Origin of the sequence: Nocardia inohanensis NBRC 100128 (assembly GCF_001612945.1) — a bacterium.
GTDB lineage: Bacteria > Actinomycetota > Actinomycetes > Mycobacteriales > Mycobacteriaceae > Nocardia > Nocardia inohanensis.
The window spans coordinates 82,489-103,415 of record NZ_BDBK01000004.1 but is presented as its reverse complement, the minus strand read 5'-3'; the positions used below and the strand labels follow the sequence as shown (position 1 = coordinate 103,415).

21 protein-coding genes are annotated in these 20,927 nt (G+C 69.1%); 16 read left to right on the top strand and 5 right to left on the bottom strand.

Going from position 1 to position 20,927, the window contains the following annotated elements:
• Nucleotides 1-294: 294 nt before the first annotated feature.
• The 3 genes from rplM (at nucleotide 295) to glmM (ending at nucleotide 2,840) form a co-directional block, all read left to right on the top strand.
• Complete coding sequence (gene rplM, locus NI1_RS12555) at nucleotides 295-738, top strand: 50S ribosomal protein L13 (RefSeq protein ID WP_067711732.1); 444 nt, start codon at nucleotides 295-297, stop codon at nucleotides 736-738.
• A complete protein-coding gene (gene rpsI / locus NI1_RS12550) occupies nucleotides 735-1,253 on the top strand; it encodes a 30S ribosomal protein S9 (RefSeq protein WP_084523062.1) in 519 nt (172 codons plus the stop codon). The genes rplM and rpsI overlap by 4 nt, the downstream gene beginning before the upstream one ends.
• 210 nt (nucleotides 1,254-1,463) lie before the next feature.
• Complete coding sequence (glmM, locus tag NI1_RS12545; RefSeq protein ID WP_067818883.1) at nucleotides 1,464-2,840, top strand: phosphoglucosamine mutase; 1,377 nt, start codon at nucleotides 1,464-1,466, stop codon at nucleotides 2,838-2,840.
• A 355-nt stretch (nucleotides 2,841-3,195) separates the two neighbouring features.
• Here glmM and NI1_RS12540 read toward each other — a convergent pair whose 3' ends face one another.
• Nucleotides 3,196-4,839, bottom strand: coding sequence for an ABC-F family ATP-binding cassette domain-containing protein (locus NI1_RS12540; RefSeq protein ID WP_067818881.1), 1,644 nt, complete (start codon nucleotides 4,837-4,839; stop codon nucleotides 3,196-3,198).
• A 116-nt stretch (nucleotides 4,840-4,955) separates the two neighbouring features.
• Between NI1_RS12540 and NI1_RS12535 the strand changes: the two genes are divergently transcribed.
• The 4 genes from NI1_RS12535 to NI1_RS12520 all read left to right on the top strand — a co-directional run bounded on the left by NI1_RS12535 (nucleotide 4,956) and on the right by NI1_RS12520 (nucleotide 7,845).
• A complete protein-coding gene (locus tag NI1_RS12535) occupies nucleotides 4,956-5,153 on the top strand; it encodes a PspC domain-containing protein (RefSeq protein WP_067819311.1) in 198 nt (65 codons plus the stop codon).
• Between the two features lie 101 nt (nucleotides 5,154-5,254).
• On the top strand, nucleotides 5,255-5,563 hold the full coding sequence (locus NI1_RS12530) for a DUF6802 family protein (protein WP_067818879.1): 309 nt from the start codon (nucleotides 5,255-5,257) through the stop codon (nucleotides 5,561-5,563).
• A gap of 30 nt (nucleotides 5,564-5,593) precedes the next feature.
• The gene (locus tag NI1_RS12525) at nucleotides 5,594-5,914 is read left to right on the top strand and encodes a hypothetical protein (protein ID WP_067818876.1); all 321 of its coding nucleotides are present in this window, start codon (nucleotides 5,594-5,596) and stop codon (nucleotides 5,912-5,914) included.
• Nucleotides 5,911-7,845: a hypothetical protein gene (locus NI1_RS12520; protein WP_067818873.1), complete on the top strand. Its 1,935-nt coding sequence runs from the start codon at nucleotides 5,911-5,913 to the stop codon at nucleotides 7,843-7,845. Before NI1_RS12525 ends, NI1_RS12520 begins: the two co-directional genes overlap by 4 nt.
• A 206-nt stretch (nucleotides 7,846-8,051) precedes the next feature.
• Here the strand turns inward: NI1_RS12520 and NI1_RS12515 are convergent, their stop codons facing one another.
• Nucleotides 8,052-8,912: a dienelactone hydrolase family protein gene (locus NI1_RS12515; RefSeq protein ID WP_067818870.1), complete on the bottom strand. Its 861-nt coding sequence runs from the start codon at nucleotides 8,910-8,912 to the stop codon at nucleotides 8,052-8,054.
• Nucleotides 8,913-9,014: 102 nt separating this feature from the next.
• Here NI1_RS12515 and glmS point away from each other — a divergent pair, with 102 nt between their 5' ends.
• A complete protein-coding gene (gene glmS, locus NI1_RS12510; protein ID WP_067818867.1) occupies nucleotides 9,015-10,883 on the top strand; it encodes a glutamine--fructose-6-phosphate transaminase (isomerizing) in 1,869 nt (622 codons plus the stop codon).
• Between the two features lie 24 nt (nucleotides 10,884-10,907).
• Here glmS and NI1_RS12505 read toward each other — a convergent pair whose 3' ends face one another.
• On the bottom strand, nucleotides 10,908-11,333 hold the full coding sequence (locus NI1_RS12505; protein WP_067818864.1) for a cupredoxin domain-containing protein: 426 nt from the start codon (nucleotides 11,331-11,333) through the stop codon (nucleotides 10,908-10,910).
• 19 nt (nucleotides 11,334-11,352) lie between these two features.
• On the opposite strand from NI1_RS12505, the gene NI1_RS12500 reads away from it, so the two are divergent.
• The 7 genes from NI1_RS12500 to tsaD all read left to right on the top strand — a co-directional run bounded on the left by NI1_RS12500 (nucleotide 11,353) and on the right by tsaD (nucleotide 17,631).
• Nucleotides 11,353-11,835: a hypothetical protein gene (locus tag NI1_RS12500; protein WP_218026740.1), complete on the top strand. Its 483-nt coding sequence runs from the start codon at nucleotides 11,353-11,355 to the stop codon at nucleotides 11,833-11,835.
• Nucleotides 11,836-11,849: 14 nt separating this feature from the next.
• Entirely contained in the window at nucleotides 11,850-13,439 is a 1,590-nt protein-coding gene (locus NI1_RS12495) for an NAD(P)H-hydrate dehydratase (protein WP_245663186.1), read from the top strand.
• A 174-nt stretch (nucleotides 13,440-13,613) separates the two neighbouring features.
• On the top strand, nucleotides 13,614-14,750 hold the full coding sequence (gene alr, locus NI1_RS12490) for an alanine racemase (protein WP_369690133.1): 1,137 nt from the start codon (nucleotides 13,614-13,616) through the stop codon (nucleotides 14,748-14,750).
• The gene (gene tsaE / locus NI1_RS12485; RefSeq protein WP_067818861.1) at nucleotides 14,747-15,205 is read left to right on the top strand and encodes a tRNA (adenosine(37)-N6)-threonylcarbamoyltransferase complex ATPase subunit type 1 TsaE; all 459 of its coding nucleotides are present in this window, start codon (nucleotides 14,747-14,749) and stop codon (nucleotides 15,203-15,205) included. Before alr ends, tsaE begins: the two co-directional genes overlap by 4 nt.
• Before the next feature lie 187 nt (nucleotides 15,206-15,392).
• A complete protein-coding gene (tsaB, locus tag NI1_RS12480; RefSeq protein WP_067818856.1) occupies nucleotides 15,393-16,088 on the top strand; it encodes a tRNA (adenosine(37)-N6)-threonylcarbamoyltransferase complex dimerization subunit type 1 TsaB in 696 nt (231 codons plus the stop codon).
• A complete protein-coding gene (gene rimI / locus NI1_RS12475) occupies nucleotides 16,085-16,603 on the top strand; it encodes a ribosomal protein S18-alanine N-acetyltransferase (protein WP_067818853.1) in 519 nt (172 codons plus the stop codon). The genes tsaB and rimI overlap by 4 nt, the downstream gene beginning before the upstream one ends.
• Nucleotides 16,600-17,631 carry a tRNA (adenosine(37)-N6)-threonylcarbamoyltransferase complex transferase subunit TsaD gene (tsaD, locus tag NI1_RS12470; protein ID WP_067818850.1) on the top strand — a complete coding sequence of 344 codons (1,032 nt, stop codon included), beginning with the start codon at nucleotides 16,600-16,602 and terminating at the stop codon, nucleotides 17,629-17,631. The genes rimI and tsaD overlap by 4 nt, the downstream gene beginning before the upstream one ends.
• Nucleotides 17,632-17,723: 92 nt before the next feature.
• Here the strand turns inward: tsaD and NI1_RS12465 are convergent, their stop codons facing one another.
• Both NI1_RS12465 and NI1_RS12460 read right to left on the bottom strand, forming a co-directional pair.
• Nucleotides 17,724-18,365, bottom strand: coding sequence for a maleylpyruvate isomerase N-terminal domain-containing protein (locus NI1_RS12465; protein ID WP_067818847.1), 642 nt, complete (start codon nucleotides 18,363-18,365; stop codon nucleotides 17,724-17,726).
• Nucleotides 18,366-18,472: 107 nt separating this feature from the next.
• Complete coding sequence (locus tag NI1_RS12460; protein WP_157535084.1) at nucleotides 18,473-19,966, bottom strand: DUF7159 family protein; 1,494 nt, start codon at nucleotides 19,964-19,966, stop codon at nucleotides 18,473-18,475.
• Nucleotides 19,967-20,601: 635 nt separating this feature from the next.
• Here NI1_RS12460 and groES point away from each other — a divergent pair.
• Nucleotides 20,602-20,904, top strand: a complete 303-nt coding sequence (gene groES, locus NI1_RS12455) for a co-chaperone GroES (RefSeq protein WP_067818842.1) — start codon at nucleotides 20,602-20,604, stop codon at nucleotides 20,902-20,904.
• Nucleotides 20,905-20,927: the final 23 nt, after the last annotated feature.

The window sequence follows — 20,927 nt, the reverse complement described above, 5'->3', positions numbered from 1 at the left end:
GGCGCGGGCGTGGGAAGTCTGCCTCCACCGCATCGGCGCGGACGCGGGAGGTCCGCCTCCACCGCATAGAATCGGCCCGGGCGCTGCCACCGGCAGCGCGCGGGCTTCTTTACTCATAGCGAGCGCACACCCTGATTCGGGTGTCAGCGCACCCGCTGGTATGGTGGCTCGTTGGCGTGCGGTACGGCCGGGCAACCGGTTGTCGCACGAGCCCCCGGGTCTCCACCGGCCGCCGGGGATCAGCTCGACCACACGCCTGGGCTGGCAAAACCTACGACAGACAAGGGATGCACTGTGCCTACGTACAGCCCGAAGGGCGGTGACGTTACCCGCAAGTGGTACGTCATCGACGCCACTGACGTAGTGCTCGGCCGTCTTTCCGTGCAGGCTGCGAACCTGCTGCGCGGCAAGAACAAGCCGACCTACGCTCCGAACGTCGACGGTGGCGATTTCGTCATCATCATCAACGCCGAGAAGGTTGCCGTCTCCGGCAACAAGCGGCAGGACAAGGTCCTCTACACCCACTCCGGTCACCCGGGTGGTCTGAAGGGCCGTACCGTGGGCCAGATCCTGGACACCCGCCCCGACCGTCTGGTCGAGCGTGCCGTCAAGGGCATGATCCCGAAGAACAAGCTGGGCAACCAGATCATCGGCAAGCTGAAGGTCTACGCGGGCCCGAACCACCCGCATGCGGCCCAGCAGCCCATCCCCTTCGAGATCAAGCAGGTGGCCCAGTGACCGCTCCTGAGGAATTCAACGACGACGAATTCGTCGTGGAAGACACCGCCGTCGAGGTCGTCGAAGAGGGCGACGGTTACGAGGCCGAGGCCGAGTACACCGAGTCCTTCGCGGCGCCCGTCCTGATCGACCGCCCGGTGCAGACCGTCGGCCGTCGTAAGGAAGCCGTCGTCCGCGTGCGCCTGGTGCCGGGCTCCGGCAACTTCGTGCTGAACGGCCGCACCATCGAGGATTACTTCCCGAACAAGGTGCACCAGCAGCTCGTCAAGTCGCCGCTGGTGACCGTCGAGCGCACCGAGAACTTCGACATCTTCGCCCGCCTGGTCGGCGGCGGCCCGTCCGGTCAGGCCGGCGCCCTGCGCCTCGCCATCGCGCGTGCCCTGATCGAGGTCACCCCGGACGACCGTCCCGCCCTCAAGCGTGCCGGCTTCCTGACTCGTGACCCGCGTGCCACCGAGCGTAAGAAGTACGGCCTCAAGAAGGCCCGTAAGGCGCCTCAGTACTCGAAGCGCTGATATTCGCCGTCCGGCCTACCGTGCCCGGTCCTTCCGAGGGCCGGGCGCGGTACGGTCTACACGGCAACCTGTACGAGAGCAGGCTCCCTACAACAGCTTTCGAAGCTGTTGCCTATTTTTCTCCTGGGCGCGACCCGCAGCGGGTCGCGAGCGGAGGGAGAGGGCCGGGTGCCTGCTCTCGTGCTGTATACACCGACCAGGGGTGAGGTAATGGGACGTTTGTTCGGCACCGACGGAGTTCGCGGGCTTGCCAATGACTCGTTGAGTCCTGAGCTGGCGCTGCGCGTTTCGGCCGCGGCGGCACAGGTTCTGAGTCGCGGCAAGAAGCGCGCGCTCGCCGTAGTGGGGCGTGATCCGCGCGCGAGTGGCGAAATGCTGGAAGCGGCCGTCATCGCCGGCCTGACCTCCGCGGGCGTGGATGTGCTCTCGGTGGGTGTGCTGCCGACTCCGGCCGTCGCCTACCTGACCGGCGTGTACGACGCCTGCCTCGGCGTGATGATCTCCGCCTCGCACAACCCCATGCCGGACAACGGCATCAAGATTTTCGCGGCCGGCGGCCACAAGCTGGACGACGTCATCGAGGACAAGATCGAGGCCCTGATCGCCGAAGGCGCGTTCGCGCGCCCGACCGGCGCGGCCATCGGACGCGTCCTGGGCCGGCCCGGCCTGGGCGGTCACGTCTTCGACGCCGATGACCGCTACAGCCTGGAAGGCACCCACGAACGCTATGTCGAGCACCTGGTCGAGGCCACCGCGCGCGACCTGAGCGGCCTCACCGTGGTGATCGATTGCGCCCACGGCGCGGCCTCGGAGGTCGGCCCGGCCGCCCTGCGCGAGGCGGGCGCCACGGTCATCGCCATCAATGCCGACCCCGACGGCCTGAACATCAACGACGGCTGCGGCTCCACCCACCTGGGGCCGATCCAGCGGGCGGTGCGCGAACACGGCGCCGATATCGGCCTGGCCGTCGACGGTGACGCCGACCGCTGCCTGGCCGTGGACGCCACCGGCGCGATCGTGGACGGCGACGCCATCATGGCCGTGCTGGCCCTGGCCATGCGCGATGCCGGTGAACTCGCCCAGGACACCCTGGTCGCCACCGTCATGAGCAATCTCGGCCTGCACATCGCCCTGCGCGCGGCCGGAATCACGGTGCGCACCACCGCCGTCGGCGACCGCTACGTCCTCGAGGACCTGCGCACCGGCGGCTACACCCTCGGCGGTGAACAATCCGGGCACGTGGTCTTCCCGAAGTTCGGCACCACCGGCGACGGCGTCCTCACCGGCCTCAAACTCATGGCCCGGATGGCCGAAACCGGCCGCACCCTCGCCGATCTGGCGGGGCTCGTGCAGACCGTCCCGCAGGTCCTGCTGAACGTCCCGGTCTCCGACAAGGCCGCCGTCGCCAAGGCCCCCTCGGTGCTCGACGCCGTCGCCGAGGCCGAACGCGAACTCGGCGAATCCGGCCGAGTCCTGTTGCGCCCCAGCGGAACCGAGCAACTGGTCCGCGTCATGGTCGAGGCCACCGACCCGGAAGCCGCCCAGCGCTTGGCCGACGACCTCGCGAAGCTCGTCGCCGCGGTCTGACGGTCGCTGCTCGCCGATAAGACGGCTCGCCGATAAGACGGCTCGATGGTCAGGCGGCGCGATGGTCAGGCGGCTCGGTGGTCGGGCGGCGCGCTGGTCGGGCGGTTCGGTGGTCGGGCGGTTCGGTGGTCGGGCGGCGCGCTGGTCGGGCGGTTCGGTGGTCGGGCGGCGCGCTGGTCGGGCGGTTCGGTGGTCAGGCGGTTCGGTGGTTGGGCGGCGCAGCGGTCCGCTTCCGAAGATCCGCGGCAGGGTGCGGGCGACCGGGCCTACGAACGTCCGCGCCCGCCGCTTGGTGGCCGCCTACGGGGGTCGGGGGCAACGCCCCCGAGTCCCTCCTCCATCCGTCGCGGGCGGGCTACTGCGTTTCGGTCAGCCGACCGGCGTCCATATGCCAGCGGCGGGTGGCTCGCACATTGTCGAGCATGCGGCGGTCGTGGGTGACGAGCAGGACTGTGCCCTCGAAGGATTCGACGGCCTGCTCCAGCTGTTCGATGGCGGGCAGATCCAGGTGGTTGGTGGGCTCGTCGAGCACCAATAGGTTGACTCCGCGCGCTTGCAGCAGGGCCAATGCCGCGCGGGTGCGTTCGCCGGGGGAGAGCGTGTCGTTGGGGCGCATCACATGTGGCCCGCGCAGCCCGAACTTGGCCAGCAGCGTGCGGACCTCGGCCTCCGGCCAGTCCGGGATCTGCGCACCGAAAGTGTCTGCGAGACTGTCGCTCCCGCGGAACAGTCCGCGCGCCTGATCGACCTCGCCGATCGCCACGGACGAGCCCAGCGTCGCGGATCCGCTGTCCGGCTCGGTCTTTCCGAGCAGCAGCGACAGCAGTGTCGATTTCCCGGACCCGTTGGCCCCGGTGAGCACAATCCGATCGCCCCAATCGACCTGCACGGTAACGGGTCCCAGCGTGAAGTCACCGCGCACCACCGTCGCACCCGACAGCGTGGCCACCACCGAACCGCTGCGCGGGGCGGCGGCGATGGACATCCGCAGCTCCCACTCCTTGCGCGGTTCCTCCACCGCGTCCAGCCGCTCGATCCGCTTGATCGTCTGCTTGATCTTCGACGCCTGCTTCTCGGTCGACTCGGCCCGCATTTTGCGACCGGCCTTGTCGGAGTCCGTCTTTCCCTTCCGCCGGGCGTTGCGGACGCCGTGCTCCAGCCAATTGCGCTGCATGACCGCGCGCGCTTCCAGCCCGGCCTTGGTATCGGCGAACTCGTCGTATGCCTCGCGCGCGTGCCGCCGCGCGATCTCCCGCTCGTCCAGATACGAGTCGTAGCCGCCGTCGTAGACGCCCACCTGCTGCTGCGCCAGATCCAGCTCCACGATTCGATTCACGGTGCGCGCCAAGAACTCCCGATCGTGGCTGATCACCATGAGCGGCTCGCGCACCCCGGTCACGAACTGCTCCAGCCGGGCCAGCCCATCCAGGTCCAGATCATTGGTCGGCTCGTCCAGCAGCAGAATGTCGAAGCGCGACAACAGCACCGACGCCAGCCCGGCCCGCGCCGCCTGCCCGCCGGACAGCACCGTCATCAGCGTCTCCAGTCCGTGCGGCAGGCTCTCGGCCAGCCCGAGTTCGGCCGCCACCTCCTCGGCGCGCTGCTCCAGATCCGCGCCGCCGAGCGCCAGCCAGCGTTCCAGCGCGGGCGAGTACTGGTCTTCGCCGCCGTCGGCCAGCCGTTCCGCGGCATCGTCCATGGTCTGCTGGGCCGCCGCGACTCCGGTTCGCCGCCGCAGGAATTCGAGCACCGTCTCGCCCTCGAGCCGCTCCGGCTCCTGCGCCAGATAGCCGACCGTGGCGTCCGGCGGACTGAGCGTGATCTCGCCTTCCGGTGCGTGACCGTCGGCCAGCATGCGCAGCAGCGTCGACTTGCCCGCCCCGTTCACCCCGACCAGGCCGATCACATCGCCCGGCGCCAGCACGAGATCGAGGTCACTGAACAGGGTCCGTTCGCCGTGTCCGGCCGCGAGTCCGCGCGCCTGAAGTGTGGTGCTCACCAGGGCGATTCTGCCCTGCTCAGGGTGGCACCCTGACCCCGCCCCCACCGAAGTTCAGGGTCGGAATGGGTCATGGGACCGATGTGCGCGGCCCCGGAAACGCGGAGAGTGGAGGCATGACAACACCGACCAGCACCCGCCGCCTCACCCGTTCGACCGATGACAAGTGGATCGCCGGCGTCTGCGGCGGCCTCGCCCAGTACCTCGGCTGGAACGCCGGCCTCGTGCGCCTGCTCTTCGTCCTGTCCTGCCTGCTGCCCGGGCCGCAGTTCATCCTCTACCTGATCCTGTGGCTGGTGATTCCGAAGCGCTGATTGCTCACAGGCCCTCGAGTTATCCACATTCGGTATCAAGCGGCTGCGCGGCCCCGGCGCGGATGACAGGATGAGAGTCACGTCACTGCGGAGGAGCGCACATGGTCACATCGGGTGATCTGCCGGGCTTGGAACTGCCGAATCTCGACGCGCATTCGGAACTCGGTGCGCTGGGTGCGGTGGAGCTAGAACATCCGACCCAGGACATCGATGGTGACGGTCAGCTCGACACCGTGACCACGAACAGTGATCACGCCATGCATGTTTGGACCGATCTGGATCATGACGGTTACGCCGACCACGTGACCGTTGTCGACTCCGGCGGTGACTACGCGGCATGGGAGTTCCATCATCACCCGGACGGGACCACCGAATGGGTGCGCACCGACGAAGGACGCCTGGGCAGCTAGCCGGGCGGGGGTTTCGATCGAGGGGGACGGATGGGTGGGTCCGACGTGCTCGGGGTAAGCACCGAGTCACTGCGTGGGGCGGCCGCGATGCTGCGCGAAGCCGCCACCACGCTCGGCCGGCAGTCGAACCGAATCGGCGAGCACGCCTTCGGAATCGGCAATGACGAGGCCGGGCGGAACTACCCGTCGCAGGGTTCGGGCGTGCATCACGGGGTGGAGCGCATCGCCGCCTGCCTGCGCGCTTGGGCGACCTCGGCTGCCGTGACCGCAGACGTATTCGACCGTGCCGCAGCCGAATACGATCGCATCGACAGCACCCGGGCGGCCGCCGTCGCGGGGGTGCATCCGTGAGCTTCGATCCGGCCGGCAAGACGATCGACGAGATACTCGATTACGGCGCACCGGGTTTGCAGTACTGGGAACACTTTCTGCCCCTGTACGAGGAAGCGTTCGGACCCTGCCGCAACGCCACCCTGTCGGGTTTACAGGCGGCCTACGACGAACAACGCGGCACCGACCTCGCGAAACTCGATACCACCCGCGGTGAAATGGCGAAGGCGCTCGAGAACGCCGAGACCCAATGGCAGCTGGAACAAGCCGTGGCACGGGATCTGACAGCAGCGTGGACCGGTGGCACCGGGGATCAAGCTCTGGCGATGCTCGATGCCCAGCTGCGCCGCGCCCGAACGGATCTCGACGCCACTCGAACTGCCGCGGCCGCGCTCGGCGAGGTGATCGAACCCATGCGCCAGGCGGTCCTCGCCAAGGCGAACGCCACCCTCGGGCTGCTTCCGCAAACCAGCGACGGCACAGTCGAACTCACGCTCGGCGGCAAAACGCCGGACGACATCGACACCCTGATAGCCGACCAGTCCGACCCCTGGCTGACCGACACCTTCCGTCCGGATGTCGAACACAAACTCGACCTGTTCACGACTGCTTGCGCGACAGCTGACGCGGCCTTCGAAAGCCATTACGGCGCGGTGCTCTTCACCTTGAATCAAGTGGTCGAGCTGCCCTACCCCTGCCCGCGGGAGATAGTCCTCCCACCGACCGCAACGGTTCCGCAGAGTGTCACGGCACCACCCGCTTACTCGTCCTCACCCGGTCCGGGTTCGATGCCGTTCCAATCGAGTTGGCCCGCCGCGCCGCAGTCCGCCGATAGGTCGGGTGCACCGGCGCAGCCGGCGTGGGGGTCCGGCGATGAATCGCGATCCGACCTCGGAGCGCCGGGACCGGCCACGGTCCGGCCCGCCGAATCATCCGGTGCGACTCCACAACCCGGGACGACAGCCGAAGCTCCCGACGCCGAAACTCGATCCCAGCCGCAGTCGGCGACCGGCTCCACAACCGACACCCTCCCCGCGTCCACCGGCGACACGTCGTCCCTGGGCGCTACCACATCGCGAGCGCTGACCTCCGGACTCGAATCGCTGACATCCGCTGTCCAGCAGGGCATCACAGGCGCGCTGACGAAACTCCAATCCCTACTGCCCACGGCAACCGGCCAGGAAGCAACCACCGGCACCGGCTCGACCGGCGAAACGAAGGGCGCGGCCGAAGGCGATCCGGGCGGCGAGACCAAGTCCGAAACCGCACCGGAGAAGGGTTCGGTGCAGACCGAATTCGACTTCGCCGGAAAGCATTTCGCTTTCGAACAATCGCCGACCGGCGAACTGCGCCTGACCGTCACCGACGAGACCGGCAGGGCACACACCTACACCCTGACGCTGGATGAACACGGTCTGCCGGTCCTCACCGAAAGCGAACAGTCACCCGCTACTCCCGCCGACGGTGCCGCCGCTGATTCGCAAGCACCGCAACCGAATTCACCTGCACCGCCGAGCTGCTCCGAACCCGCGCCGGATACCGGAGCCTCGCCGCACACGCCGGACGGATCGGGCTGTGCCCCACCCGAGGCCGCGGACGAGACGCCGCCGGAGGCCGTGCGCCCACCGGCCGAATCACCGGCTCCGGACTCCGCCGGCGCTGCCGGCGAACAAACGGGAATTCACTCGGGCGGTGGAATGTGTTCGCCGCCAGGGAAAGAACCTCCGCCGGAGGCCGGCCTGGATCCCGGGCCGATCGGCGGCTCGTCGGTGGATGAACATGGCGCGCCGCCGGGCGATTCGCCTGGAGCCGGACCTGCCGCTGGTCCGCCCGCCGAGGAAGGCGGAGTGCCGCCGCTTCCCAGCACGGATGCGCTCCCGCTACCGGATTACAGTCCGCGACCTGCCGAGATCCCCGAGGGCGGAGTCGACATCCCGGAGGCGGTGCCATGATCCGTACGTGCGTAGGCCGCTGGGGTCGCATGCCGCGGCGGGAGATACGCGGCGCAGCGGGTCCGGCGCGGCGGTGTCGACAACGGGCGCGGTCTTGTCGACAACGGGCGCGGTCTTGTCGACAACGGGCGCGGTCTTGTCGACAACGGGCGCGGTCTTGTCGACAACGGGCGCGGTGCTGCCTAAACCGGGCGCGGTGCCGTCGCCTACTTGCGCAACGCCTGGATGAGTTGCAGGACGGGCAGCTTCTGGGGCTGCTCCGGCTCTTCCTCCACCGCTTCGGGATCGACGATCTGAGTGTGCGGAATGAGGGCTTCGGGGTCGGCGAAGGGCTTGTACTTCTTGTCGCCGAGGACGGTGTAGTTGAGGAAGCCGACCAGGAGGCCACGCGTCACGCGTTCGGTTTTGGCTTCGTGCTTGCCCGCACCGAGGGCGGCCAGGGCGCGGCGGCCCTCGACCATGCCGTTGTGGCTGGCCTTGTCGACCGAGCGGAGAACCGCCGGACCGCCCCAGGCCGCGCCCAGGGGAACGGCATTCGAGCTCACCGAGTTGATGTCCGCGCCACCGAGGATGAGAGCGGGCGCGTCGATGCTCGGGGCGAGCGCCTCACCGGATGGGGCGGTCGGAGACGGGTAGAGCGCGGCCACCGCGGCGACCTCGCGCTGGGAGGCGGCGATGACGGCCGCGCCCGCACCCATACCGTGCCCGGCCAGGGCCAGCTTGTCGGGGTGCACGCTGATATCGCCGATGCCCAAGCGCACCCCGGTGCAGATGTCCAGGGTCGTCAGCAGATCCGTCGCCAGGTTCAGATGCGACGGGATGGGCCCGCGTTCGGTGTCCGGCGCGGCGGCCACGAAACCCCAGGAGGCCAGATGTTCCAGCGTTCGCCGATAGTTCGCGGCGCCGGCCAGCCAGCCGTGCGCGAAGGCCACGGCGGGCAGGTTCAGCCCCTTCGCGGGCGTGAAGACCACCCCCGGCTGCCCGGCGATGCCGAGATTGCCGCGCAGCACCTCATGGGGGCCGCGGGCTGTCAGGGTGCTCAGGAGCGATTTCACAGACGCCGACACGGAGACGAACTTATCCGATCGCGCCGGGGTTCGGGTGTTTCGCCCGGGTCTCGGTCCCCTTCGAATTCGCCGGCCCGCGCCTCCCGGTTAGGCTGGTGACCCATGTGCGGAATCGTGGGGTACGTGGGGTATAGGGAAGCCCTCGGCGTAGTGGTGGACGCGTTGCGCCGCATGGAATATCGCGGCTACGACTCCGCGGGGGTGGCCGTGCTGGACGGCGCCGGCGGACTCGCGGTGGAGCGCAAGGCCGGTCGCCTGGCGAACCTGGAAGCCGAACTCGCCGAAGCGGGAACGGATCGCTTCAGCGGCTCGACCGGCATGGGACACACCCGCTGGGCCACGCACGGCGCGCCGACCGATCGCAATGCCCATCCGCACCGGGACGGCAGCGGGCGGATCGCCGTCGTGCACAACGGCATCATCGAGAACTTCGTGCCGCTGCGCCGCGAACTCGAAACCGCCGGAGTGGAGCTGGGTTCCGATACCGACACCGAGGTGGCGGTGCATCTGGTCGCCCGCGCCTACGCCGACGGGGACACCGCGGGGGACTTCGTGGCTTCGGCGCTGTCGGTGGTGCGCCGGCTGGAGGGCGCGTTCACGCTGGTCTTCACGCACGCCGACCATCCGGGCACGATCGTCGCCGCGCGCCGCTCCACCCCGCTCGTGGTCGGCGTCGGGCAGGGCGAGATGTTCATCGCCTCCGATGTGACCGCCTTCATCGAACACACCCGGGAGGCAGTCGAACTCGGTCAGGACCAGGCCGTGGTGATCACCGCCGACAGCTACACGGTCACCGATTTCGACGGCAGGACCGAGGGCGTGCGGATCCGGCCGTTCACCATCGACTGGGATCTGGCCGCCGCCGAGAAGGGCGGCCACGACTACTTCATGCTCAAGGAGATCGAGGAGCAGCCGGCCGGTGTCGCCGACACGCTGATCGGGCACTTCGCCGATGGCAAGATCATTCTCGATGAGCAGCGGCTGCACGATCAGGAACTGCGCGAGGTCGACAAGGTCTTCGTGGTCGCCTGCGGCAGTTCGTATCACGCGGGGCTGCTGGCCAAGTACGCCATCGAGCACTGGACGCGGCTGCCCGTGGAAGTGGAGCTGGCCAGCGAATTCCGGTACCGCGACCCGGTGCTGGACCGCTCCACCCTGGTGGTCGCCATCTCGCAGTCGGGGGAGACCGCCGACACGCTCGAGGCCGTGCGGCACGCCAAGGAGCAGAAGGCGCGCGTGCTGGCCATCTGCAATACCAATGGCGCGCAGATTCCCCGCGAATCCGATGCCGTGCTCTACACCCGCACCGGTCCCGAGATCGGCGTCGCCTCCACCAAAGCGTTCCTCGCGCAGATCACCGCCAACTACCTCGTCGGTTTGGCGCTGGCGCAAGCGCGGGGCACGAAATACCCCGATGAGGTGGCGCGCGAGTACGCCGAACTCGAGGACATGCCGCGATTGGTATCGCAGGTGCTCGAGCAGGCTCCGCACATCCGGGAGATCGCGCGGGAGTTCGCGCACGAACCGACCGTGCTGTTCCTCGGTCGCCATGTCGGCTACCCGGTCGCGCTCGAAGGGGCTTTGAAGCTCAAGGAATTGGCGTACATGCACGCCGAGGGCTTCGCGGCCGGCGAACTCAAGCACGGCCCGATCGCGCTGATCGAGGACGGCCTGCCGGTGTTCGTCGTCATGCCCTCGCCGAAGGGGCGTGCGGTGCTGCACTCCAAGCTGCTCAGCAATATTCGTGAGATCCAGGCGCGGGGCGCCCGCACCATCGTGATCGCGGAGGAGGGCGACGACACGGTGCGGCCGTTCGCCGACCACCTGATCGAAATCCCGTCCGCGCCAACGCTGTACCAGCCGCTGCTGTCCACCGTCCCGCTACAGATCTTCGCCGCCGAAGTGGCGCAGGCGCGCGGCTACGACGTCGACAAGCCACGCAATCTCGCCAAATCCGTCACCGTCGAATAGTGCTGCGGCCGAACCCGATTCGGCCTACTGCTCGACCGTGACCACACCCTTCATCTCCGGATGCAGCGGGCACAGATACCGGAAGGTGCCCGCTGTGGTGAAGGTGTAACTCCACTCGCCGGTCCGGGTGATCGGACTGTTGATCCCCATCGCCGCATCCCCGATCCCCTGTACCGCGTGCGGAGCCTTGTCGGAGAACTTCCACGTCACCGTGTCCCCGACCTTCACCGTCACATTCGCCGGCGAGAACCTCATATCGTCCACCGCGACCGTGGTGGTCGCCGCCGGCCGCGGCCCGGACGGCACCGCCGCCGAACTGCTCGCCGCCGCCGTCGCAGACACCGTCCCCGATTTCGGCGAGTCCGACCCACACCCCGCCACCACCAGCGCCCCCGCCGAAACGGTTACCAGGAGCAGGGCACGCGCGGGCGAATAGCGTCGGATCGGCATGGCCGCCAGCGTAACCCCCATGGTTAACGGCCCATTCGCGGGCATTCCCGGGCGCCTCGTCAGCCACTGGACGGTCTCGACCGATATCGTTGCGGGCATGGCCGGTTACTCGGGCACGCCGCTACCTCGCAAGCTCGGTATCAAGGCGGGGGATCGAGTGCTGCTGGCGAACATGCCACCCGGTTTCGAACTCGATCCGCTGCCCGACGGCGTCGCGGTGCATCGCCGGGCGGGCCGGGGCGACTACGAGGTGATCGTGGGGTTCTGCGCCGATCGCGCCGCCCTGGTGCGCGGTTTCGAGAGTTGGCGCGGCCGCCTGACCCAGGCGGGCGGGCTGTGGCTGGCCTGGCCGAAGAAGGCCAGCGGCGTTCCCACCGATCTCAGCGAAAGCATCGTCCAGCAATACGGTTTGGCGTCCGGGCTGGTCGACAACAAGGGCATCGCCATCGACGACATCTGGTCCGGGCTGCGCTTCGTGGTGCGCCTGGCCGACCGCGAATAGGAGACGATCCGACAGTGCGCGGATATTTCACGGCAGACGAGGTACGCGCGGCCGAAGCCGAACTCTTCACCCGCGTCCCCGACGGAATGCCCATGCGCCGAGCCGCTTTCGGCCTGGCCGACGTCGTGGCCCGCGAACTCCGCGAACGCACCGGCGGAATCGCCGGCCGCACCGTAACCCTGCTGGTCGGCTCGGGTGACAACGGCGGCGACGCCCTCTGGGCCGGATTCTTCCTCCGCCGCCGCGGCGTAGCCGTCAACGCGATCCTCCTCGCTCCCGAGCGAGCACACGCCGCGGGCCTGGCCGCACTGCGCCGCGCCGGTGGCCGAGTAGTCGAATGCCGGGACGCTACGTCCGCCGGCGCGGGTTCCGGCGAGGCCGACGCCACCACGTCCACAGCGGAGGGCATTGCCGACGCGGCTGATTCGCATGGAGCAGCCGGGCCGAGCGGCGGGGTTTCGGATGCTGCTGCTCGGGCGGCGATCGGTGGCGCGGATCTGGTGATCGACGGGATCGTGGGGATATCGGGGCGGGGCGGGTTGCGGCCGCGGGCGGCGGAACTGGTAGCGGCGGTGCGGGTTCCGATTGTCGCGGTGGATCTGCCGAGCGGCGTGGATCCGGATACGGGGGCGGTGGCGGGGGCCGCGGTGCGGGCGGCGGTGACGGTGGCGTTCGGGGCGTACAAGCCGGTGCACGCGCTGGCGGCACCGTATTGCGGGCGGATCGAGCTGGTGCCGATCGGCTTACGGCTGCCGGAGGCGAAACTTGCTGCGCTGGAGCCGGAATCGGTCGGTGCGGGATGGCCGGTGCCGGGGGCGGCCGACGACAAATACACGCAAGGGGTGACCGGAGTTTGCGCGGGGAGCGCCACCTATCCGGGGGCGGCGGTGTTGTGTACCGGGGCCGCGGTCGCCGCCACCTCCGGGATGGTTCGGTATGCCGGGTCGGGAGCGGGGGAGGTGCTGGCGCATTTTCCGGAAGTGATTGCCGCGCCGAGTATTTCGGAGTCTGGCCGGGTACAGGCGTGGGTGTTCGGGCCCGGGGCGGGCACTGATTCCGGGGCTCGGGACCGGCTGGCGGAAGTGCTCGCCACCGACCTGCCCGTGGTGGTCGACGCCGACGGTCTCACCCTGCTGGCCGCCGATCCGAGCGTGCTGAAGACCCGCTCCGCGCCGACCGTGCTCACTCCGCACGCCGGTGAATTCGCGCGGCTGACCGGCCACGAACCCGGACCGGACCGCGTGGGCGCGGTCCGCGAGCTGGCCGAATCATGGCAGGTGACCGTGCTTTTGAAGGGCCGCGCCACCCTCGTCGCCGCACCCGGCCGGCCGGTGCTGGTGAACGAGGCGGGCGGGTCCTGGGCAGCCACCGCCGGATCCGGAGATGTGCTGTCCGGAATCATCGGCGCGCTGCTGGCAGCCGGTCGCGACCCCGCCTGGGCGGCGGCCGCCGCCGCCCGAGTGCACGCCCTCGCCGCCAACCTCGCCGCCCACGCCGACACCGCCGCCGGGGCCCCGATCTCGGCGTCCCCCTTGCTCGCACACGTCCGCGCCGCCATCGCCACCCTGCGCGAACTGGCCCCGCCCGCGCCGAATCGGCGTTGAATCGCCCGACCGGATTCGCGGCCGCGACTCCAACCTGGGCTATGCCGGCGACCGGATTCGCGTCCGAGCCACCCGAGTGACCGGGGGACGGCGGCCGCGGCGTCCCACTTGCGCCGACCCCACCTGCGCGGGTGTGATCCGTATCGCGCCGCCCGAGATGGCAGGATCGGGATTGTGAACAACCCCGGTCCGCAGTTGGAGACGCTCGTCGACCTAGATGCCATCGCCCACAATGTGCGCATTCTGGTCGAGGCCGCCGGGGATGCGGCGGTCATGGTCGCGGTGAAGTCGGATGGTTACAACCACGGAGCCGTGGAGGTGGGGCGCGCCGCGCTGGCGGCGGGGGCGCGCGAGCTCGGTGTCACCACGATCGCGGAGGCGGTGGCGCTGCGTGAGGCGGGGATCACCGCGCCGGTGCTGTGCTGGCTCAACACCTTCGACGCCGATTTCGGGCGGGCGATCGCGCACGATATCGAGATCGCGGTGTCGTCGGTGGCGCATCTCGAGGCCGTGGCCGAGGCGGCGCGGCGGCTGGGTCGGACGGCGACGGTTTCGCTGAAGGTGGATACCGGGCTGAACCGGAACGGGACTTCGGCGACCGAGTTCCCGCGCGTGCTCGAGCTGCTCAAGCAGTTGGTCGGCGAGGAGACGGTGCGCTTGCGGGCGATCTTCTCGCATCTGGCGAACGCGGACGAGCCGGAGCATCCCGCCAATGACATGCAGCGGGAACGGTTCCTGGAGTACATCGCCGCCGCCGAAGCGCACGGGCTGCCGCCGGAGCTGGTGCACCTGTCGAATTCCGCTGCGGCGCTGACCCGCCCGGACCTGGCCTACGACATGATCCGGCCCGGCATCGCCGTCTACGGCCTGTCGCCGATGCCGGAAATATCCGATTTCGGCCTGCGCCCGGCCATGACCTTCCGGGCCCGGGTCGCCCTGGTGAAGCAGGTCGCCGCCGGCGAGGGCGTCTCCTACGGCCACCGCTGGCACGCCGACCGCGACACCACCGTCGCGCTGATTCCCGCGGGCTACGCCGACGGGGTGCCGCGCCCGCTGAGCGGCCGCATCACCGTGGAGATCGGCGGTGAGCGATATCCCAATGTCGGCCGGATCTGCATGGATCAGCTGGTGGTGAACCTGGGCGACAATCCGGCCGGCATCCGCGCGGGCGATCACGCGGTCCTGTTCGGCGCCGAACCGCACCAGCCGCATGCCGACGAATGGGCCGAGGCGCTCGGCACCATCAACTACGAGGTGGTGTGCGGCCCGCGTGGCCGCGCGACCCGCACCCACATCGGAGGCACTCGATGATCGACGCACGCGGCCACCGCCTGCTGGCAACGGTCGAGGACACCGAAGCCCTCGGCCACGAACTGGCGGGCCAGTTGCAAGCCGGCGACCTGGTCATCCTCGACGGCCCCCTGGGCGCCGGCAAAACCGCCCTCACCCGTGGCATCGCCGCCGGCCTGGGCGTCGAAGGCCGCGTCAGCTCACCCACTTTCATCATCGCCCGCCAGCACCGCCCCGGCCCGCACCCCGGCGCCGTCGGCCTGGTACACGTCGACGCCTACCGCCTCGGCGGCGACCTCGACGAACTCGACGCCCTCGACCTGGAGACCGACCTAGATCACGCCGTAGTAGTCGTCGAATGGGGCCTCGGCGTCGCCGAACACCTCACCGACCGCCACCTCCGCGTCCAACTCCACCGCGAACCCGAATCCGACATCCGCACCATCGAATGGGAATGGGTAGCCGCCACCACCTGACCCCAACGCACACCTCCCAACCCTCCCCCGAAACGCAACAACTGATTTCGCAAGAATCGGGGTAACTCCCCGGGGACGCCCAAAATAGTTGCGGCCCCCAACCGCCGAACCGCATGCAGAACAGGCAACGGCTCCCAAGCCACGCGCTGAAGTCCCGGAGAGGCGGAATAGTATTGTTGGGCCAATCATGTTGATATTGGCTGTCGACACCGCGACGCCCGCTGTCACGGCGGGACTGGTGGAACTGGAACCGGCGGAACCCGGGCCGACTCCTCGAATCACCACGGTCATCACGAAAGTGACCGTGGATGCTCGTGCGCACAACGAGGTGTTGACCCCGCAGATTCTGGCCTGCCTGGCCGAGTCGGGGCGCTCGCGTTCGGAGATCGACGCCGTTGTCACCGGGATCGGTCCCGGACCCTTCACCGGTCTGCGGGTGGGCATGGCCACGGCCGCCGCGTTCGCCGATGCGCTCGGCGTCCCGGTTTACGGCGTGTGCAGCCTGGACGCCATCGCCGCCGACACCGAGACCTACGTCGCGGACCGCGCGCAGGACGAGCCCGTCGAACTGCTGGTCGTCACCGATGCCCGCCGCCGCGAGGTCTACTGGGCGCGCTATCGCGCCGAGGGCCGCGTCGAGGGCCCGCAGGTGAGCAAGCCCGCCGACCTGGATCAGGGCACCGCCAACCTGATCGCCGGATCCGCCTCGCACGTCGACTATTTCGATCTGCCGGTGCTGCCCGTCGAAACCCCGTCTCCGGCCGGGCTGGTGCGCTGCGCCGCCCGCGCTCTGCTGGCCGGAACCCCGCCGGAGCCGCTCGTGCCGCTGTATCTGCGCCGCCCGGACGCCGTCGAGAAGAGTTACGCGCAGGTGGGCCGATGACCCTCCGCATCGCACCGATGCGGCCGTCCGACGTGACCCGCTGCGCGCAGCTCGAACAGGTGCTTTTCCCGGAAGACGATCCCTGGCACGAGGTTTCGTTCCTGTCGGAGCTGGCCGGACCGCACAATCGTTACATCACCGCCCGCGACGAGGACAACCGCATGCTCGGCTACGCGGGTATCGCGCTGCTCGGCGATCCGGAGCATCCGGAGGCCGAGATCCACACCATCGGCGTGGATCCGGAGTTGCATCGCGGCGGTATCGGCACGCTGTTGTTGCAGGCGCTGCTGGCCGAGGCCGGTAAGCGCGGCGGCCCGGTGTTCCTGGAGGTCCGCACCGACAACGCGCCCGCGATCGCGCTGTACGAGAAGCACGGCTTCCACATCATCGGATTGCGCAAGAACTACTACCAGCCCAGCGGCGCCGACGCCTACACCATGCGTAAGCCCGCGGTGGCCGGGTTCCCGCAGGACGTCAACGGATCTTCGATGGGGACGACGGAGGTCTTGTCGTGATCGTCATGGGTATCGAAAGCTCCTGCGACGAAACGGGAGTCGGCATCGTGCGGCGGCTGCCGGACGGCAGCTGTGAGCTGCTGGCCGACGAGGTCGCCTCCAGCGTGGATCAGCATGCGCGTTTCGGCGGTGTGGTGCCGGAGATCGCTTCGCGCGCGCACCTCGAGGCCATCGTGCCGGCCATGCGCCGGGCGCTGGCGGCGGCGGGTATCAGCAGGCCGGACGCGCTCGCCGTCACCATCGGCCCGGGTCTGGCCGGTGCGCTGCTGGTCGGTGTGGCCGCCGCGAAAGCGTATGCGGCGGCGTGGGATATCCCGTTCTACGCGCTGAACCATCTCGGCGGGCACGTCGCCGTCGACACCCTCGAGCACGGCCCGATGCCGCCGGCGGTCGCGCTGCTGGTCTCGGGCGGGCACACCCATCTGTTGCAGGTCACCGATCTGGCCCAGCCCATCACCGAGTTGGGCAGCACCGTCGATGACGCCGCCGGTGAAGCGTTCGACAAGGTGGCGCGGCTGCTCGGGCTCGGTTATCCGGGCGGTCCGGTGCTGGATTCCATTGCGGCCGAAGGTGATCCGGCGGCAATCAATTTCCCGCGCGGTATGACCGGCCCCCGTGACCCGCGCTACGACTTCTCCTTCTCCGGTTTGAAGACCGCGGTGGCCCGCTATGTCGAAGCCGCCCAGCGGGAAGGCCGGGAGCTGCCGATTCCGGATATCGCCGCTTCCTTTCAGGAGTCGGTCGCCGATGTGCTCACCATGAAAGCCGTCCGGGCCGCACAGGATGTGGGCGTGGACACCCTGGTGCTGGGCGGCGGCGCGACCGCCAACTCCCGCATCCGCTCGATGGCCGAAGAGCGTTGCGCCGCAGCGGGTATCACCCTGCGCGTGCCCAAGCCGCGCCTGTGCACCGATAACGGCGTCATGATCGCCACCCTCGGCGCGCACGTGATCGCCGGTGGCGCACCGCCTTCCGAACTCACGGTCGCCACCGATCCCGGCCTCCCGGTCTCGGTCAGCCGTATCTGAGCCCGCCGCCCCGTCATTCCAGCGTGCTTTTGGCTGGAATCCACACGGTTCGCTTTGGATCCCGGCTAAAGGCATGCCGGGATGACGAGGAGCTAGCGCAGGATCGGGAACGGTGAGGCGGTGCTCCGCCCAGCTGCCGCTTCGATGAAGTCGACGGGCGGCGGCAGCTCGGCGAGCAGCGCGGCCGTCTCCGCGAGGGCCGTGGCGGGCACCAGCTCCGGCGGCAGTTCGAGTGCGCGCAATACGTCCAGGAGGTGAATCGTGGCCTCCAGCAGGACGATCCGTACCCCTTCGGCCAGCGTGATCATTCGCCCGGTCGAACCCCACGGTGCGACCACTTCCGGCGGCGCGGACCGCAATTTCCGCACCGCGTTCGCCCCGCGCACCCGGAATCGATCGGTCAGCTCGTCCGGCGTACACGAAACCGATTCCGCCGCAGCCTGATCCGCGACGGTATCGGCGAGGGTATGGGCCAGCCCGTCCGGTTCGTTGAATCCGCGCAGCGCCTCGGCCGCCGTGCACACCCGGTCGATGCTGCCGGGCCCGGGCAGCTCCGCCGGGGTGTCGAACGCGACCGGCATGAGCGAATGGTGCGCGAAGATCGCGGCCACATCCCAGCCCGGGCAACGACTTTCCGCCCGCCACTGCTGTTCGTCGAGCCCCGCCCCGAGCTCGCCCCACACCGCCCAGATCTCCTCGAGCGCATCAACCCTGCTGCCGTAGAAGTCGTCCATGATTCGACTTTGGCACAGCTCGCGCGATCCGGTCCGGGTATGTGAGCCCCCCTGACATGCGACCGCGACCGGGGATCTGTCCGCGGTCGCGATGAGAGATGGGTGGACTAGTCGGTCGGGCGCACCAGGGTGGTGGTGCCGCCGGCGCCGGAGCCGGTATTGGCGCGGCCGGTGGTGCTCGGCGTCGTCGATCCGGTGGTGCTCGTCGCGTGCGACCCCGTGGTGCCGCTCTCGGTGGTGGTCGGCAGCGGCGTGCCCAGCAGCGGCCCCAGAATGCGCGGCAGGTCCGCGGGGAAGGGAATCTGCGGGAGATCGGGATCCGGCCGCAGCGGTGGCTGCTGGACGGTCGTGGCGGGCGTCTGGCTACCGCTGGGGAGCCCCGACTGCCCGGCGGTGGGCGTGGGGGCCGGGATGGAGTTCTTGACGGTCCCGCGACTCTGCCCGGCCGTGGTGGTCGCGGGCGCGGGCGCGGTGGTCGGCGCGCTGGGATTCACCGGCACCGACACCCCGGTGGTGGTGGGCGAGTAGTTGGTGCCCTGCGGTTCGGGGACCAGCTCCTTCACCCCGTATCCGATGATCAGCCCCACCACCACGATGGCGCCGGCGAGCGTGCCGGCCAATTTGGTGAAGGTGCCGACGGGCGCGTCCGAACCCAGGCTGATCACCTGGAAGGCGGCCGGTGTGGTGGTGTCCGCGACCAGCGCCGCGCCCTTGGCGATGGCCGATTCCGGTTCGGGCACGGTGAAAACCGGTACGTCGAGCTGCTTTTCGAGGCTCTCCACCACGGCCGGGGTGTTCGCCCCGCCGCCGAGCACCGCGACCGCCTCCGGGAACTTCGGGGCCCGCGCGAACGCCCCGCGGGCGAATACCGCCAGCTCGCGTAGCAGGTCGGCGACGAGCTCGTCGAAGTCGACGCGGGTGAGCTTGAGCGGCTGCCCGGCCACATGGTCGATGGTCACCGCCGGCGCGATGGACAGGTGCTCCTTGGCGGCGCGGCTGCGGTTGAGCAGCATGCCGCGATTGGGCCGGGTGCCGCGGCGGGCCAGATGGCAGTCCAGCAGGTGTTGCAGGATCAGCTCGTCCATGGCGTTGCCGCTGACCACGGTGGTGCGCTCGGAGCGCAGCACGGTGTCGTCGGCGTGGTCGGCCACGGTGACGGTGGCGCCGGTGGCCCCGAGGTCGATGATGGCGACCGTCTCGTAGCGGTCCAGCAGGCCCGTGTGGCGCAGAAACGCCAGGGCGGCGGTGCTTTCCGGGATGAGCTTCACATTGTGGCGCTGGCGGCCGATGGCGGAGCGGATGATCTGGGCCTGTTCCCGGTCCCGGTAGGCGACCGCGATCTCGCCGGGCGGACTCGGTTCGGGATCGGCATGCGCGCCGTTGCGGGCGATCGGGTGGGCGCCGACCGGGTGCACGGTCTCGCGCGGGATCTGGTTGGTCATCAACTCGATCGAGGACGCCACCAGGTCTCCGAGATCGGAGTGGGCGGTGTCGGCGGTGACGACGCGGTAGTCGAAGTTCTGGGCGCCGTTGGGCGCGGTGGCGACGGTTGCCGAGCACACCACCTCGCTCCCGGCGGATATGCCGAGGGATGTTCGCATGTTCACCTCCCTTCGAGCGGATGGTCCCGGTGTAACCGACCATCTCGAACGGACTGCGGAGGCGTCCTGCGGGTAACGGACGACTCCGAGCTACGGATCAAGCCGGACCCTTGTCCGATGGGGCGTCGGGACCAGCCGGCGATCAACTGCGGTCTTGCTCTCGTCTCATGCCTGCACGGACGATGCCGCACAGTTAGCGGGGTGAAGCGATTATGTAACTCTCGGCGGTGTGCGTGACGGGGCCTGATCGGGCCAGCCGCGCGACCGCCGTCAATAGTGTCACAATCCGTTATCCGAACGTTACAGATTTTCGGATTTCTTTGGAAGCCCTCAGAATCCCTGCCCGCTCACTCGGCGAGTCGCGTTGTCCAGCGGGATTGCACGGTTGTCCTGCGGCATTGCATCTGTAAGTACAGTCGCGGTAGCAGAGCCCGCCCTTGAGCGCTGGCACTCACGTGTATAGAGTGCTAGTCGGCACTGGTTTTGTGCTCAGCTGCCAGCGCAAGACTTCTGGGCAGGGGTCCCGGCACCCGCGACGACGGGGCGCAATGCACAGAGTCGGACAAGACCGAAACCGTGAGTCCGAGGCAACCCGCCTCGGACGAGAAGAATCCCCTGAAAGTGGAGGGCTCACTGTGGCGAGCGTGAACATCAAGCCGCTCGAGGACAAGATCCTCGTCCAGGCCAACGAGGCCGAGACGACGACTGCCTCCGGCCTGGTCATCCCCGACACGGCGAAGGAGAAGCCCCAGGAGGGCACCGTCATCGCCGTCGGCCCCGGCCGCTGGGACGAAGACGGCGAGAAGCGCATCCCGCTGGATGTCAAGGAAGGCGACGTCGTCATCTACAGCAAGTACGGCGGCACCGAGATCAAGTACAACGGCGGCGAGTACCTGATCCTGTCGGCGCGCGACCTGCTGGCCGTCGTCACCAAGTAGGGAACGACCAACTTTCGCCCCGG